Source organism: Microbispora sp. H10885 (assembly GCF_014161415.1).
Lineage (GTDB): Bacteria > Actinomycetota > Actinomycetes > Streptosporangiales > Streptosporangiaceae > Microbispora > Microbispora triticiradicis.
In genome coordinates this window covers 202897-217226 of the sequence record NZ_JABBWY010000003.1, presented here as the reverse complement: position 1 = coordinate 217226, position 14330 = coordinate 202897, and the positions used below count along the sequence as shown (strand labels likewise).

At 72.6% G+C, this 14330-nt stretch carries 16 protein-coding genes; 8 read left to right on the top strand and 8 right to left on the bottom strand.

Going from position 1 to position 14330, the window contains the following annotated elements; all coding sequences use genetic code 11:
• Nucleotides 1–10: 10 nt before the first annotated feature.
• Together HHX37_RS09615 and HHX37_RS09610 are read right to left on the bottom strand one after the other, a co-directional pair.
• The gene (locus HHX37_RS09615) at nt 11–427 is read right to left on the bottom strand and encodes an ATP-binding protein (protein WP_225311330.1); all 417 of its coding nucleotides are present in this window, start codon (nt 425–427) and stop codon (nt 11–13) included.
• A gap of 122 nt (nt 428–549) precedes the next feature.
• Nucleotides 550–1329: a SigB/SigF/SigG family RNA polymerase sigma factor gene (locus HHX37_RS09610; protein ID WP_117409372.1), complete on the bottom strand. Its 780-nt coding sequence runs from the start codon at nt 1327–1329 to the stop codon at nt 550–552.
• Nucleotides 1330–1518: 189 nt separating this feature from the next.
• Here HHX37_RS09610 and HHX37_RS09605 point away from each other — a divergent pair, with 189 nt between their 5' ends.
• Entirely contained in the window at nt 1519–1875 is a 357-nt protein-coding gene (locus HHX37_RS09605) for an STAS domain-containing protein (protein WP_310737877.1), read from the top strand.
• 128 nt (nt 1876–2003) lie between these two features.
• Here the strand turns inward: HHX37_RS09605 and HHX37_RS09600 are convergent, their stop codons facing one another.
• Nucleotides 2004–2714, bottom strand: coding sequence for a GAF and ANTAR domain-containing protein (locus HHX37_RS09600; protein WP_117409374.1), 711 nt, complete (start codon nt 2712–2714; stop codon nt 2004–2006).
• Between the two features lie 122 nt (nt 2715–2836).
• Here HHX37_RS09600 and HHX37_RS09595 point away from each other — a divergent pair, with 122 nt between their 5' ends.
• The 4 genes from HHX37_RS09595 to HHX37_RS09580 all read left to right on the top strand — a co-directional run bounded on the left by HHX37_RS09595 (nt 2837) and on the right by HHX37_RS09580 (nt 7409).
• Nucleotides 2837–3010, top strand: coding sequence for a type II toxin-antitoxin system Phd/YefM family antitoxin (locus HHX37_RS09595; RefSeq protein ID WP_165900861.1), 174 nt, complete (start codon nt 2837–2839; stop codon nt 3008–3010).
• A gap of 131 nt (nt 3011–3141) precedes the next feature.
• The gene (locus HHX37_RS09590; RefSeq protein ID WP_259402977.1) at nt 3142–4947 is read left to right on the top strand and encodes a SpoIIE family protein phosphatase; all 1806 of its coding nucleotides are present in this window, start codon (nt 3142–3144) and stop codon (nt 4945–4947) included.
• Between the two features lie 148 nt (nt 4948–5095).
• Entirely contained in the window at nt 5096–6148 is a 1053-nt protein-coding gene (locus HHX37_RS09585; RefSeq protein WP_182885172.1) for a glycosyltransferase, read from the top strand.
• 103 nt (nt 6149–6251) lie between these two features.
• The gene (locus tag HHX37_RS09580) at nt 6252–7409 is read left to right on the top strand and encodes a glycoside hydrolase family 16 protein (RefSeq protein WP_182885171.1); all 1158 of its coding nucleotides are present in this window, start codon (nt 6252–6254) and stop codon (nt 7407–7409) included.
• A gap of 169 nt (nt 7410–7578) precedes the next feature.
• On the opposite strand, the gene HHX37_RS36435 is transcribed toward HHX37_RS09580, so the two are convergent.
• Complete coding sequence (locus HHX37_RS36435) at nt 7579–8808, bottom strand: PucR family transcriptional regulator (protein ID WP_182885170.1); 1230 nt, start codon at nt 8806–8808, stop codon at nt 7579–7581.
• A gap of 83 nt (nt 8809–8891) precedes the next feature.
• Between HHX37_RS36435 and HHX37_RS09570 the strand changes: the two genes are divergently transcribed.
• Nucleotides 8892–9803 carry a proline dehydrogenase family protein gene (locus tag HHX37_RS09570; RefSeq protein ID WP_182885169.1) on the top strand — a complete coding sequence of 304 codons (912 nt, stop codon included), beginning with the start codon at nt 8892–8894 and terminating at the stop codon, nt 9801–9803.
• Nucleotides 9803–11476 carry an L-glutamate gamma-semialdehyde dehydrogenase gene (gene pruA / locus HHX37_RS09565; RefSeq protein ID WP_182885168.1) on the top strand — a complete coding sequence of 558 codons (1674 nt, stop codon included), beginning with the start codon at nt 9803–9805 and terminating at the stop codon, nt 11474–11476. The genes HHX37_RS09570 and pruA overlap by 1 nt, the downstream gene beginning before the upstream one ends.
• A 24-nt stretch (nt 11477–11500) precedes the next feature.
• On the opposite strand, the gene HHX37_RS09560 is transcribed toward pruA, so the two are convergent.
• Nucleotides 11501–11911 carry a type II toxin-antitoxin system VapC family toxin gene (locus tag HHX37_RS09560; RefSeq protein ID WP_182878965.1) on the bottom strand — a complete coding sequence of 137 codons (411 nt, stop codon included), beginning with the start codon at nt 11909–11911 and terminating at the stop codon, nt 11501–11503.
• The gene (locus HHX37_RS09555; RefSeq protein ID WP_182878966.1) at nt 11908–12132 is read right to left on the bottom strand and encodes a FitA-like ribbon-helix-helix domain-containing protein; all 225 of its coding nucleotides are present in this window, start codon (nt 12130–12132) and stop codon (nt 11908–11910) included. The genes HHX37_RS09560 and HHX37_RS09555 overlap by 4 nt, the downstream gene beginning before the upstream one ends.
• Nucleotides 12133–12292: 160 nt before the next feature.
• Here HHX37_RS09555 and HHX37_RS09550 point away from each other — a divergent pair, with 160 nt between their 5' ends.
• Complete coding sequence (locus tag HHX37_RS09550; RefSeq protein ID WP_182885167.1) at nt 12293–12862, top strand: hypothetical protein; 570 nt, start codon at nt 12293–12295, stop codon at nt 12860–12862.
• A 4-nt stretch (nt 12863–12866) separates the two neighbouring features.
• Here the strand turns inward: HHX37_RS09550 and HHX37_RS09545 are convergent, their stop codons facing one another.
• Both HHX37_RS09545 and HHX37_RS09540 read right to left on the bottom strand, forming a co-directional pair.
• On the bottom strand, nt 12867–13916 hold the full coding sequence (locus HHX37_RS09545; RefSeq protein WP_182885166.1) for a hypothetical protein: 1050 nt from the start codon (nt 13914–13916) through the stop codon (nt 12867–12869).
• A 35-nt stretch (nt 13917–13951) separates the two neighbouring features.
• On the bottom strand, nt 13952–14329 hold the full coding sequence (locus tag HHX37_RS09540) for a PP2C family protein-serine/threonine phosphatase (protein ID WP_182885165.1): 378 nt from the start codon (nt 14327–14329) through the stop codon (nt 13952–13954).
• Between the last annotated feature and the right edge of the window lies 1 nt (nt 14330).

Genomic DNA, 14330 nt, shown 5'->3' with positions numbered 1-14330 from the left:
TCCCCTACCCTCACTCCAGGAGGAAACGCATCACCACGGTGCTCCCACCGGGTCCGGCGGTGACGCGGAGGTCGTCGCTCAGCAGGCGGGCCACCCACAGGCCCATGCCGCTGGTCGCGTTCTCGGGCGGCGGGTCGTGGCCCGGCACGGCCGGCGGACGCCACTCGCGGCCGTCGTCGTGGACCGCCACCACCAGGGCCGGCCCTTCACGCCACAGTCCCAGCCGGGCCTTCGTCGACCCGTGTGTGACCGCGTTCGTGGCGACCTCGTTGAGCGCCACGAGGAAATCGCCCAGCGCGTCTTCCGGCATGCCGCGGCGCTGCGCCTCGGCGGCGGCGAACTCCCGCAGATCAGGAAGATCGGCTAAGGAGAAGGTACGCTCCCTCGCCGCTCCGGTGACGTGCGCGGGAACGCCGTCATCTTTCACGCGGTACACGCCTCCCGCCGCCAATTCGGGCTATCTAAGGACCTGTGGGCTGTGGGCAGGACGAAGATACCTCGGAGCACCGCCTGAACACAGGCGGTGCTCCGGGTATCGTCGCGATCTCCTCATCCCGCGACGAGCTCCGCCCGAAGCTGGTCGAGGGTCTTACGGAGGATCCGCGACACGTGCATCTGCGAGATGCCGAACTCCGCCGCGATCTCGGCCTGCGTCATGTTGCCGTAGAACCGCAGCAGGAGGATGTTCTTCTCCCGTTCGGGGAGAAGGTCGATGAGAGGCTTCAGCGCTTCCTTGTCCACGAGGGTGTCGAGCGCGTCGTCCTCTTCGGGGATCACGTCGCCGAGCGCGGCGGCGTCGTCGTCCGCGCCGATCGGCGCGTCCAGGGAGAGGGTGCTGTACGCCGCGGAGGCGTCCATGGTGAGGAGCATGTCCTCCTCGGACAGACCCATCTTCTTCGCGAGTTCGGCGACGGTGGGGAACCGGCCGAGCTCCTGGGTCATGTCGGCGACGTGCCGGTTCAGCTCGGCGCGGCGCTCCTGGTAGAGGCGGGGCACCCGGACGGCCCAGGTGCGGTCGCGGAAGTGCCGCTTGACCTCACCCGTCATGGTGACCATGGCGTACCCGCGGAAGCTGTGACCCAGGGTGGGGTCGAAGCCGTTGATGGCCTTCATGAGGCCGACGTACGCGGCCTGAAGGAGGTCTTCCATCGGCTCGCCCCGATTGAGGTACCGCCGGGCGATGTCCCTCGCCATCGGGCGGTGCATTTCGACGATCATTTCACGGAGGCGTTCCCGCCGGGCCTCGGACACGTCGTCCCGGGTGAGCTCGTCCAGGAGCTCCTCGGCGGTCGGATTGCTGGCGGTCTCTGCACGGACCTCGGCAGCCATCTGCGCAGTCCCCTCGTATTTCTTCTCGCGAGGGCGCCTACGCGGCTGGGGTGACCAGGCAGAAGGCACGCCTCGCTACAGTATCGAGACGAGGCCCTCTGCTGGACCTCTGCTTCAGTATATTGCCGCAAAGTCGGGAGTTTCACCACCCCTTCCGCGCCAGTAATGTTGCGGCAGAGGAGGCGCGAGGTGTCGAACAACGGATTGCTGTCCCTGTCGTCGAGCATGGCGGGAGACATCGTGGTGATCCACGTGAACGGCGTTCTCGACGCCACCACACGTGATCAGTTCTCGGACTTCCTGGACGCGGCGGCCGACGACCACGGCCCCGACATGGTCCTCGACCTGGGCGGCGTCACGTTCATGGACTCCCGGGCGCTCGGCCTGATCGTGCATCACTGGCAGCGCTCCACCACCGCGGGCGGCAACTTCGCGCTGGTCTCCGTGCAGTACCCGAACTCCAAGGTGATGTGGGTGACGGGCCTGTCCCAGCGACTGCCGCTGTTCGACACGCTCGACGAGGCCCTGGCCGCGTTCGCCGCCTGAACCGCCGGACCACCCGAGCCACCCGAGCCGTTCGCACCGCTGGGCCGTTCGCGCCGGCGGGGCGCCGGAGGGCCGGCGGCCCGCCGCCCAGCGCCCGTGCCGGGCCGCGGGAACGTCGGGACAGGTGATCACTCCGGCGCCGCTCCCCCGTGCTTCTGCTGGTGCTCGGTGACGAGGAGCCGGGCCAGGTCGGCCACCTTGACCTGGTGGTGCTGGGACACCCGCCGGAGCTCCTCGAACGCCTCCTCGGCCGAGCAGCCGCTCTTGGACATGATGATCCCCTTGGCCTGGTCGATCACCGAGCGGCCGGCCAGCGCCTCCTGCATCTGCGCCGCGCCGGTCAGCACGTCGTCGAACTCCCAGATGTTGGCCAGCGCCACGGTCACCTGCTCGCGCAGCAGGGCCATCAGCGAGCCCCCGGAGGTGAAGACGCCGGGACGCACGCCGTACAGGCCGATGATCGCGACGGCGTTGTCGACCGCGACGGGCACGACGAGGACCGAGCGCACGCCGTGCCGTACGGCGGTGGCGGCGTAACGGGACCAGCGCGACTCGCGCATCACGTCGGGGATCGACACCGGGCGTCCGCTCGTCAGCGCCTCCCTCGACGGGCCTTCCCGCAGGTCGCGCTCGCGGTCGATGAGCGTGGTGAGCTCGCTGTGGGAGGCGGCGAGCAGCACCCGCTCCTCCATCCACAGCTCGGCGGTGCCGCCCGCGCAGCCGGGCACGCCCCGCGCGACCGCTTCGGTGATCCCGCGCAGGACGCTCTCCGCGGACGTGCCTTCCGTCACACGGCCGAGGGCCGCGAGGTCACGCGCGAGGATGGACGTTGTCTCCATGGTTGAAAGACCATTCCCATAGGTTCGGGGTTAATCCACGCCGGCCCGACATGCCGGCCGGGCGCCGGCAAGCGGCGTAATCCATGCCTGGGCTGCACGGGTCCAAGTGTACCGTTGGGACCATGGCTGAACGTATGAGCGTCCGGGAACTCCGGGACAACCTGGGCCGCCGCATCGACCTCGCCCACTACACCGGCGAAGCGACCATCGTGGAGCGGAACGGCGAACCACGTGCCGTCCTCGTCTCCTACGCCTCGTGGGTCGAGCAGCAGAACCGTCCCGCCTCGGCCAGGTGACGCCGATCCGCCGCTGCGCCGAATCGCTGTTCCCGCCCCGGTAGTCGATAGAGTCCGCTTCACCCCGGCGTGAAGGCCGCGGAGCACTGTGGACGAATCCGGTAGCGTCTACGTCGAGAGAGGGGGGCAGCTTGCCCGACACCGCCGAACTCGAGCGCGCGCTGAGCGGGCTCGCCGACCGCATCGCCACGCTGCGGGAGGATCCCGACCCGGCCGCGATGCTACGCGAGCTGGACGCCGCGGAGGAGCTGCTGCGCAAGGCCGTGGCCGAGGTGGCACGCAGCCGCAGGCGCAGGGACGGCGGCAGTCAGCGCGAGCAGAAGCTGCTGCGCCAGGTGTTCCGCGCACTGCCGATCCCCGTGATCATCATGGACACGGGCGGCACCGTGCGCCGCATCAACAACGAGACCACCCGCCTGCTCGGCAGCCCGGCCGGCTACCTCATCGGCCGCGCCTTCCCGCTCCTCATCGACGTGGCCGCCCGCGCGGCGTTCCGCCAGCGTCTCGCCGCCGTGCTGCACGGCGAGGACAGCGTCTCGTTCCCGACCCGTCTGGCACACCAGGGCCGCGCCCACAACGTACGGCTGGTGCTGAGCCGCCTGCGGATGCCGGGCGAGCCGCAGGAGATGCTCGCCGGAGTCGTGCTGCCGACGGAGGTCCAGCTTCCGGAGCCGGCGGCGGAGGCGGACGTCCCCGACGACACGGACCTTCTGGCGGCGGCGCGGCGGCACGAACTGCTGTCGCGGCTCACCCGGCTGCTGCTCGACGAGGAGAGCCTGCGCGAGCCGGTCGCCCTGCTGCGCGCGGCGCGGCTGCTGGCCGCGGAGACGGCCGACTGGGTGATCGCGGACGTCGCCAGGGACGGCGAGCAGGTCAGGTCGGTCGTCATCGGGCCGAGCGACCAGCCGGTCGGGCGGCTGCAGCGCACGGTCGAGGAGGCCCCGCCCGCCGCGGCGCCGGTCGTCGGACAGGTGCTGACCACGCACAGCGGCGTCGTCCACGAGATGCTGAGCGACGACTCGCTGCTCGGCGGCGACGTGCTGCAGGCGATGCGCGCCGGCTCCCTGCTCAGCGTGCCGATCCGGACCGAGGAGGAGGTGCGCGGTGTGCTCACGCTGGTGCGCCTGCGCGAGCGGCCTCCGTTCGGCCTGGCCGACCTCGGCCTGCTGGAGGAGGTGGGCCTGCACCTCGGCCTGGCGATGCAGGCGCAGCGGGGCTTCCAGCGCCGCTCGCAGGCAGCCGACACCTTGCAGACCGGGGTGCTCCCCCGGACGCTGCCCGACATCCCCGGCTTCGAGATCGCGGCGGTCTACCACCCCGGCTCCGGCATGCGGGCGATCGGCGGGGAGTTCTACGACGTGTTCCCGGTCAAGAACGGCTGGGGCTTCGTCGTCGGCAGCGCGGCCGGGCGCGGCGAGGAGGCGGCGTCGGTGACCGCGATGGTCCGCAACGGGCTGCGCGTGCTGAGCGTGTGGGAGGACGACCCCGGAGAGGCGCTGCGCAAGGTCAGCGACGCGCTCGTCGCACAGAACACGGGCCTGTTCGTGATGGCCGCGGCGGGCTTCGTACGCGGCCGGAAGGTGCGGCTGGCCTCCGCGGGCCACCACCCGGCGGCGCTGGTCCAGCCGGGCGGCGGCGTCCGCTTCTCGGAGGGCGGCGGCGTGCCGCTGGGCTTCGAGGAGGGATCGGTGCCCGCGACCGAGGACCTCACGCTGTCGGCCGGGGAGACGCTGGTGCTCTACAGCGACGGCCTGGTGGGCTCGCAGAGCCCCGCCGGGGACAACTACGGCGAGGATCGGCTCACCGAGGTCCTCGCCCGCTGCGCCGGCCAGCCGCCGAGCACGGTCGTCAAGGCGATCGAGGAGGACCACCGGGGCTTCTGCGGCACGCACGCCGTCGACGAGATCACCGTGCTCACGCTGCGCCGATCCCGCTGAGCCGGACATCCCCGGGGCACGGGAGATCTCATGATTTTTCCCGATTAGGTGTTTAGCGCGAATCGGAGTAAGGTAAACATCATCTACATCGATCGTGCCTAGGACGCAGGCACACCTTTTCAAGCGCCTTCCTGTCTTGAGGTGTGCCATGGATATCGCGATCGTCTCCGCGCACGAACTTACTCCCGACACGCCCGCCATCGCGCGTGAGCTGGCCAGGGGCCACCGGGTGACCGTCTACACGCGGTCGAGGACGAAGGTCGACGGCGTCGAGCACGTGCCCGCCGGACCCGACATGGAGCTGTCCGAAAGCGACCTCCTCCCCTACATCCCCGACTTCAGCGCCGGCCTGGCCCAGCGGTGGCGGGAGCACCGGCCGGACATCATCCACGCGTACTCGTGGTCGAGCGGCCTGGCCGCGATCGCGGGCTCGGAGGGCCTGGACGTGCCGGTCACCCAGACCTTCCACAGCCACTACGACGACAGCCGGACCCCCGCGCCGGTGCGCCGGCTGGAGTGCGCGATCGGCCGCCGGGCCAGGGCGGTCATCGCCGCCTGCGCCGACGAGGAGTCCGAGCTGATCCGGATGGGCGTGCCCCGCCGCAACATCTCGGTCGTCCCCCACGGCATCGACGTCGAGCGCTTCCGCCGTCAGGGCCCGGCCTTCCCCCGGGGCGAGCGGCCCCGCCTGCTGCACGTGGGTCACGTGGGAGCGGAGTACGCGGTGCACGCGCTGCGGGCCGTGCCGGAGGCCGACCTGGTGATCGCCGGCGGCGACGACCAGAGCATCGAGCGGCTGCGGGTCCTCGCGGGCGAGCACGGTCTGGCGGACCGCGTGCAGATGCTCGGCATGGTCCCGCACACGGCGATGCCCAAGCTCATGCGCAGCGTCGACCTGGTGCTGTCGCTGCCGCCGACCGTCCCCACGGGCACGGCGGCGCTGGAGGCCATGGCGTGCGGCATCCCCGTCATCGCCTCGGCGTCCGGAGCCCACCTCGACTCGGTGGTGGACGGCGTGACCGGTTTCCTGACCCGGCCCGACCGCCCGCTGGAGATCGCGCACCGCATCCGCCGCCTGCTCGGCGACGCCACGCTGCGCACGGCCATCGGGTACGCGGCGGCCGACCGCGCCCGTTCCCGCTATTCGGTCGAGCGCATCAGCATGGAACTGCTCCGCGTGTACGAGAAGACGTGCGCCTGACCGGCAAGCGGCATTACCAGTTCCATCCCGTTATAAATGTCAATTCCTGTGGTTAACTCGGCTCATGTCACTTCATGGACCTGGTTCAGCTGTGGCGGCGGCGATGCTCATCGTCGCCGCCACGGCATGTTCGAGCGGGGACTCCACGAAGGTGTTCAACGCGGGCGGTGAGTCCGCGGCGCGGCCCCCCGCCTCCTCCCCCGACCTTCCCGGCTCGGCGCCCAACGCGGCCGGAGCGGGCGCCACCCGGACCTCCGGCCCCGGCGCCGCCGGATCCGGCGACGAGGCCTCCACGGGCGACAGTGCCTCCACGGGCACCTCCAGAACCTCCTCCGGCGCCTCGGCGGAGGCCGACGGCCGGTCCGTGCACGAACTGGGCGACGAGGCCGCGGAGACGGCCGCCGAGAAGATCGCGGACGAGCCGGTCGGCCTCGGCGACCCCGCGCCCTCGACCGGTCCGGCGCCGCGCCCGTCGGTCGTCCAGCGGGCGACGCCCCCGCCCACGGCCGCGCCGGGGGCCAGGAGCACCGGTAAGACCACCGGCAAGACCTCGGACGAGACCGATCACCCGATGCGCCCCGCCCAGCCGGCGCACACCGGCCCCCGGCAGGTGGACATCGTCCAGCCGCACGACGCCTCCGACGATCCAGTGATCACCGACCGGACGGGCGGGACCGCCACGGGGAGGCGGAGCTCCGACGACGGCACGGCGGCCGGGTGGAGCGGCCCGGTCCTCACCGAGGACTTCGGCGACCAGCTCGACCCGTCCGGCTGGACGGCCACCGGCTCGCGCGGAGCGGGCGGCATCGGCGGCGGGGCGCTGCGCCTGACCGGCGGGACCGGCCTGGCCGGCAGACTCACCCAGCAGTACGGCCGCTGGGAGGTGCGCCTGCGCGCCACGGAGGGCTCGGGCACCCCGGTGGTGTCGCTGCGGCCGGGTGGCGGCGGCGCGGAGATAGGCCTGGCCGCGATCGGCGACCCGGGCCGGCAGGCGGCCGACGCCTTCGTCACCGTGGACGGCGGAGACCGCACCCACGGCGCGCTGCGGGCCGACTTCACGCGCTGGCACACGGTCGCCGTCGACTGGCTGCCCGACCGGGTGAGCGTCTGGCTGGACGGCGCCCGGGTCTGGGACCACACCGGCCGCGTCCCCGCACAGCGGATGGGCCTGTCGCTGCGCAACGTCTGCGAGGGCTCGGCGGCCTGCGGCGGGACGCTGTTCGTCGACTGGCTGCGCGTCTACCGGGCCGCCCAGCGCTGACGCCCTGGCCGCGTACGCCACCGGCGGCGCCCCGGCTGCCAACCCCTGGCTCAGCCCGGGACGCGGAAGGCGCCTCGGGAACCGGAGGCGCCGCGCGGGACCGGTGGTGCGACGTGCGGCGTGACGTGGAACGACCGGCGCGACGGCAGGACGCGGCGGTGCGGGCGGGTCAGCCGCCGCCGAGGAGGGCGGCGGCCTTCAGCGACAGGTGGAGCAGCAGGCGGTCCTCGCCGTCGGCGAGGTCGAGCCCGGTGAGGTGGCTCGCCTTGTCGAGCCGGTAGTACAGCGTCTGCCGGTGCACGCCGAGCGCGGCCGCGGTCTCACCGGCGTGGCCCGCGTGGTCGAGGTACGCCTCGACGCTGGCCGCGATCCGGGGCGTGAGGGCGGCCGACTCGGCGGCGAGGCCGGCGAGGTCGCGCGGGGACAGCCGGACCAGCAGCCGGTAGACGCCGAGCGTGGCCCAGTCGGCGACCGGGGCGTGCCGCTCGGCGTGCTCGGCCACCCGCAGGGCCAGCAGCGCTTCGCGCCAGCTCTCCCACGCCTCGCGGGGGTCGTCGCGGGGGCCTCCGATCCCGGCGGCGAGGCCGTACAGGCCGTGCAGCAGCCCCGCGACCCGGGCCGCCTGCGCGGCGGGCGCGAGGATCGCGAGGACCGCCCCGCCCATGCCCGGCACTCCCGCCCCCGGCACGCCCGGCCCCCGCACGGCAGACCCGAACACGGCCGCCCCCGGTTCGCCCGTTCCCGCCCCGCCCGTCTCCGGCCCACCGATCTCCGGCCCGCCTGTCCCGAACGCGCCCACCCCGAGTTCCCCTGTTCCGGGCCCACCTGTTCCGGGCTCGATCACGTCGGGGTCGGCGAGCACGCCGCGCGGCAGCGTCCGCGGCAGGGTGGGCGGCAGGCCCGCGTCCTGCGCCGGAGTCCGGACCGCGACGGCCGTCACCGGCCCTTCGGCCATCACCCCGGCGGCGGCGCGGGCCGCGGGGTCGGCGGAGAAGAACTGGCGCAGCGGGGCGTACCGGCCCCGGGCCTGCGCCGCCAGCAGCGCGGCCACCCGGCCGACCAGTGGCCCGGCCGCGGCCAGCCGCTCGTCGGTGAGCTCTCCCGACTCCAGCGCCCACAGGTATCCGTAGGTCACCCCGTCGTGCCGCAGCGGCACGCACACCCGGCCGAGCACGCCGGGCAGCCCGGGGATCCGCACCGGCCCGGTCGCCGTCGCGATGCCGTACGCCTCGAAGTGGGCGCGCACCTCGTCGGAGGCGCGCCTGCGCAGGATCGACTCCTGCCGGACGCTGTCGATGTCCCCGCTCTGCGCGCCGTACGCCAGGAGGTTGAACGATCGGTCCTCAAGCGTCACCGACGCGCCGAGCAGCCGGGAGATCTCATCGACGATGTCTTGCATACTGACATTGTTGTGCATTTGTCCAAAAATGCTGTGGCGGATGTCCGTGGAACTTTGGTGACGTGCGGATTTAGCCTGTGGCCATGCTCGGTTCCCTGCTTCTCGCGGGCTCACGCAGCCCGCTCGCCCGCCGGGCCGTGTCGGGCCTCCCGCTCACGCGCAAGGTCGTGGACCGCTTCGTGGCCGGGGAGTCCGCCGCGGACGCCGTCGAGGCGGCGCGCCGCCTGACCGGTTCGGGGCTCTCCGTCACCATCGACCATCTGGGCGAGGAGGTCCGCGACTCCGGGGCCGCCGTCGCCGCCGCCAAGGCCTACGTCTCGCTGCTGGAGGCGCTGCGGCCACTCGGCCTTCGGGACCGCGCCGAGGCGTCGGTCAAGCTGTCGGCCGTCGGGCAGGCCCTCGATCCCGGCCTGGCCCTGGAGAACGCGCGGCAGATCTGTGCCGCGGCGCGGGAGTGCGGCTCCACCGTCACCCTGGACATGGAGGACCACACCACCGTCGACGCGACGCTCGGCGCGCTGCGCACGCTGCGGGAGGACTTCCCGGAGACGGGCGTCGCGATCCAGGCGTACCTGTTCCGCAGCGAGGCCGACTGCCGCGACCTCGCCGGGTCGCGGGTGCGCCTGGTGAAGGGCGCCTACGCCGAACCCGCCTCCGTGGCCCACCAGCGCAGGACCGACGTGGACCGCGCGTACGTGCGGTGCCTGCGGGTGCTGATGGCGGGCAGCGGTTATCCCATGGTGGCCACGCACGACGACCGGCTGATGGCGATCGCCGAGTCGCTCGCGGTGAGCGCCGGGCGCGGCCCGGACGACTACGAGTTCCAGATGCTCTACGGCATCCGGGCCGACAGGCAGGCGGCGCTGGCCGCGGCCGGGTCGCGGGTGCGCGTCTACGTCCCCTACGGCGACGACTGGTACGGCTACTTCATGCGCCGCCTCGCCGAGCGCCCGGCCAACGTCGCCTTCTTCCTTCGCGCTCTGAGGGGTGGATGATGGATTCGATCACCGAGGTCCCGGTGCCGGCGAACGAGCCGGTGCACGGGTACGGGCCCGGCAGCGCCGAGCGCACTGCCCTGGAGACCCGGATCAAGGAGCTGGCCGGGGCGTCCCTCGACCTCACGATGACGATCGGCGGCGAGCGGCGCATGGCCGGCGGCGCCCCCATCGACGTCGTGCAGCCGCACAACCACGCCGCCGTGCTCGGCCGTACGGCCGACGCGACCGCGGCCGACGTCCGGGCGGCGGTGGACGCGGCGCTGGAGGCGGCGCCGCGCTGGCGGGCCCTGCCGTTCGAGGAGCGCGCGGCGGTCTTCCTGCGGGCCGCCGAACTGCTGAGCGGCCCGTGGCGGGCCACGCTGAACGCGTCGACCATCCTCGGCCAGTCGAAGTCGGCGCAGCAGGCCGAGATCGACGCCGCCTGCGAGCTGATCGACTTCTTCCGGTTCAACGTCTCCTACGCCCGCCGGCTGCTCGCCGAGCAGCCGCAGTCGTCGCCGGGGGTGTGGAACCGGATGGAGTACCGCCCGCTGGAGGGCTTCGTCCTGGCGATCACACCGTTCAACTTCACCTCCATCGCGGCCAACCTGCCGGCCGCGGCGGCGCTGATGGGCAACGTGGTGGTGTGGAAGCCGTCTCCGACGCAGCAGTTCTCGGCGCACTTCACGATGCGGCTGCTGGAGGCGGCCGGGCTGCCGCCCGGTGTGATCAACATGGTCACGGGCAACGGCGCGGCCGTGTCCGAGGTCGCGCTGCCGCATCCGGAGCTGGCCGGGATCCACTTCACCGGGTCGACGGCCACCTTCCAGCACCTGTGGCGCACGGTCGGGGAGAACATCGCGGGCTACCGCGGCTACCCGCGGCTCGTCGGCGAGACGGGCGGCAAGGACTTCGTCCTCGCCCACCCCTCCGCGGAGCCCGGGGCGCTGGCGACCGCGCTGCTGCGGGGGGCGTTCGAGTACCAGGGCCAGAAGTGCTCGGCGGCGTCCCGGGCGTACGTGCCGCGCTCGCTGTGGGCGCGCATGCGCGACGACTTCGTCTCGGCCGCCGAGTCGCTCACCATCGGCGACGTGTCGGGCGACCTGTCCACGTTCATGGGCGCGGTGATCGACGCGCGGGCGTTCGCCAAGCACCGCGAGGCGATCGACCGGGCCCGCTCGACGGACTCGATCGAGGTCCTGACCGGCTCCTACGACGACTCGGCCGGCTACTTCGTGCGGCCGGCGGTGCTGGAGTGCGCCGACCCGGCCGACGAGGTCTTCGTGAAGGAGTACTTCGGCCCGATCCTCGCCGTCCACGTCTACGACGACGCCGCCTACGACGCCGTGCTCGACCAGATGGAGAGTGCCAGCCCGTACGCGCTGACGGGGTCGGTCATCGCCCAGGACCGGTACGCCGTGGAGGCGGCCACGGAGCGGCTGCGCTTCGCGGCGGGCAACTTCTACGTCAACGACAAGCCCACCGGGGCGGTCGTCGGGCAGCAGCCCTTCGGCGGGGCCAGGGCCTCGGGCACCAACGACAAGGCGGGCTCGATCTTCAACCTGATCCGGTGGGTCAACGTCCGCACGGTCAAGGAGACCTTCGTGCCGCCGGTGGTCGGCGGGCCCTACCGGGGTGACGTGCCGCAGGGCGGCTGGCAGCAGCCCGACCTGGGTACCCTCGGTTACTGACCGCGCCGCCCTCCCCCGCCGCCGCTACAACGCCGGCGGGGGATACCGGTGGATCTCCGCCCGATGGCCCGTGGATCCGGCGAACTTGGCGTCGTCCGTGAGAAGCGGGACCTCCAGCGCCTCGGCGAGTGCCACGTACATCGCGTCGTACGCGGTGAGGTTGTCGCGGAGCTCCAGTGCCCTGGGCTGCAGCGGCAGCATCGGGTGCCGGACGATCTTGAGCTGCGCGTAGCGCTCCAGCATCGTCCGAGCCCGTGCCTCCGAGATGCGCACCTCCGGCTTGCCGATCAGATGCCCCCGTACGACACTGGCGATCTCGACGTCGATCAGCGCGGGCGCGTGCAGTTTTCGGGCCAGCCTCTGCCGGAGCAGGTCGTCGCCTTTCACGTTGGCCAGCAGGCGGAAGACGATCGAGGTGTCCACCACGAGGCTCACGGGCGGCCCTCGCGCAGGATCTCACGCACGAAGTCCGGGTCGTACGCCACCGGCTCGTCGTCGGCGATCCGCGCCATCACCTCGTCGAGGGTGGGGGTGGCGGCCTCCTCGTTCAGCAGGTCACGCACATACGCGGTGAGCGACTTGCCCTCCCGCTCCGCCCTCTCCTTGAGCGTGCGCTCGGTCCCGTCCGGCACGTCTCGAACCTGAATGATCCCCATCCCCACACACTAGCATGCAACTTGCATGCACTCCCAGGACTCCGGCGGACTGGAGAGGCGGGCCGAGGGGCGCTGCCGGAGATTGGGTGTTTCGGGAGGTAGGAGGCGCGTTTTCGGGTACCGAGGGCGAAAGACGCTCCGCGAGCGAGCCGAGGTCGACATGCGTAAGTTCCTGGCAGCTCTTCTCATCGGGGCCGTGGCCCTGACCGCCGCCTGCTCCGACATCAAGCAGGACTGGTACACCCAGACGATGCCGCAGAACGACGGGGCGAACGCGAACCTGCCCGGGCTGCTGCTCCGCAACGCGTTCGTCATCGGCCCGCAGACACCGGCCTCGCCCGGCGCCGACATGCCGATGTACCTGATGCTGCTGAACGAGAGCGGGCGCTCCGACCGGCTCGTGTCGGTGGACACCGGCGGCGTCTTCCGGGAGGCCCGCCTGCCGGCCGGCGGCCTGGAGATCCCCGGCGGGAGGTACGTCGGCGGCACGGCGCTCCCCCAGGTGCTGCTCGCCGGCCTCACCCGCCCGCTGACCGCGGGCACCGCGATCCCCGTCACGTTCCGCTTCCAGAACGGGGGCGAGACGCGGGTGAACGTCCCGATCCTGCCGCCGGGACAGTGGAGGGCGACCTACTCCCCCTGGCCAGGAGTGCCGGAGCCGTCGCCCGCCCCCTCTCCCACCCGTTCGCCGACCCCGCTGCCCACGGGCGCGCCGCCCACGTCGGGCTGACCGGTCAGCGGATCGCCGGATTCGCGACGATGATCTCCTCGGCGATGGCGCGCAGGCGGGGAAGGTAGGCCGTCACCTCGCGGGCCCGGTGCCGCAGCGCGTCAGGCGACCCGGCGCCCAGGTCGGCCGCGAGATCCGCGAACCCCGCCGCGTGCCCCGTCTCCCCCGGCGCGTCCACTGCGAGGATCTTCAGGCACCGGGCGTACGTCGCGGCGATCCAGAAGACGGCCTCGCGGTGCAGGCCCCGCAGGAGGAGGTCGCGGCTGCCGTCGACGGCCACCGGCCGGGCCGCCCCGGTGATGTCGGAGGAGAAGGGGAACGGCGTGCGGGCCACGGCCGCCGCCGCGTCGAACGCGCTCGTCATCGAGGCGAGGTGGCCGCCGATCCGCTCGCGGGTCAGGTGCGCGCAGCCGAGCAGGCCCAGCAGTTCCTCGTAGACGTCCATCCGGCCGTACGCCTGGAGCAGGTCGCGGACGGCCGGGTAGCGCAGCCGTACGGTGGGGTTGCGCAGACCGGCGGTGAGAAGCACGTGCGTCGTGATCCCGGCGGGGAACAGCCAGGCCGTGACCTGGTCGTGGAACGGCCGGTCCGGGTCGAGCGACGCGAGGCCGCCGGTGATCCTGCGCTCGGCGTCCTCGCACCGCAGGCGGACCCACCGCCGTTCGGCGAAGCCGGCCGACACGGCGGCCCGGAGGCGGGCCAGCCGTCCGGTCGGGTCGGCGATCAGGGTCGCGGGGTCGTCGGCGCGGAAGGCGCCCGCCAGGTGGCAGGAGGCCAGCACGTCCGCCGCCGAGGCGATCTGGTTCCAGGACAGGTACGTGACCTCCACGAGCACCCCCTCGAACGCGATCTTTCCGAGCTTGGGGGGCGCGACGGGATCGGTGACGACCACCGTCACGTCGACGTCCGACGTGGGCGGCAGCACCGCGCCGGGGTCCGCCCAGGCGGCCGACCCGGTCAGGAAGGCCCCGGCGAAGTTCGCGGCGGAGGCGGCCTCGGCGGCGACCCATCGGGCCGCGGCGGCCCGCGCCTCCCGGACCCGTGTCCCTCGCATGATCCACAGTGAACCACAGGGACGGACGGACGGGGTCAGGTGGGGATCTTGAGCACCATGACGGCGATGTCGTCGCGGGGCAGCCCGGACTGGAAGGCGACGGCCTCGTTCACGATCGCCTCGGCGATTCCCGCCGCCCCCATCGCGCGGGAGGCGCCGAGCAGGCGCCGCAGCCGTTCCTCGCCGTACATCTCCTTGTCCCTGCGTCCCTCGACGACGCCGTCGGTGAAGAAGAGGACCGCGTCGCCGGGGGCGAGGTCGACGTCGGTGAGCCTGACCCTGGGCAGCAGGCCGAGGACGTTGCCGGGCCGCCCGATCTCGCCGACCGCGTCCCCGCTCGCCCACTGAGCTCCAGCAGCGTCCGGTTGACCCGGATGATCGTCCCGTCGGGGAGGGTGGACAGGTATCCGCACG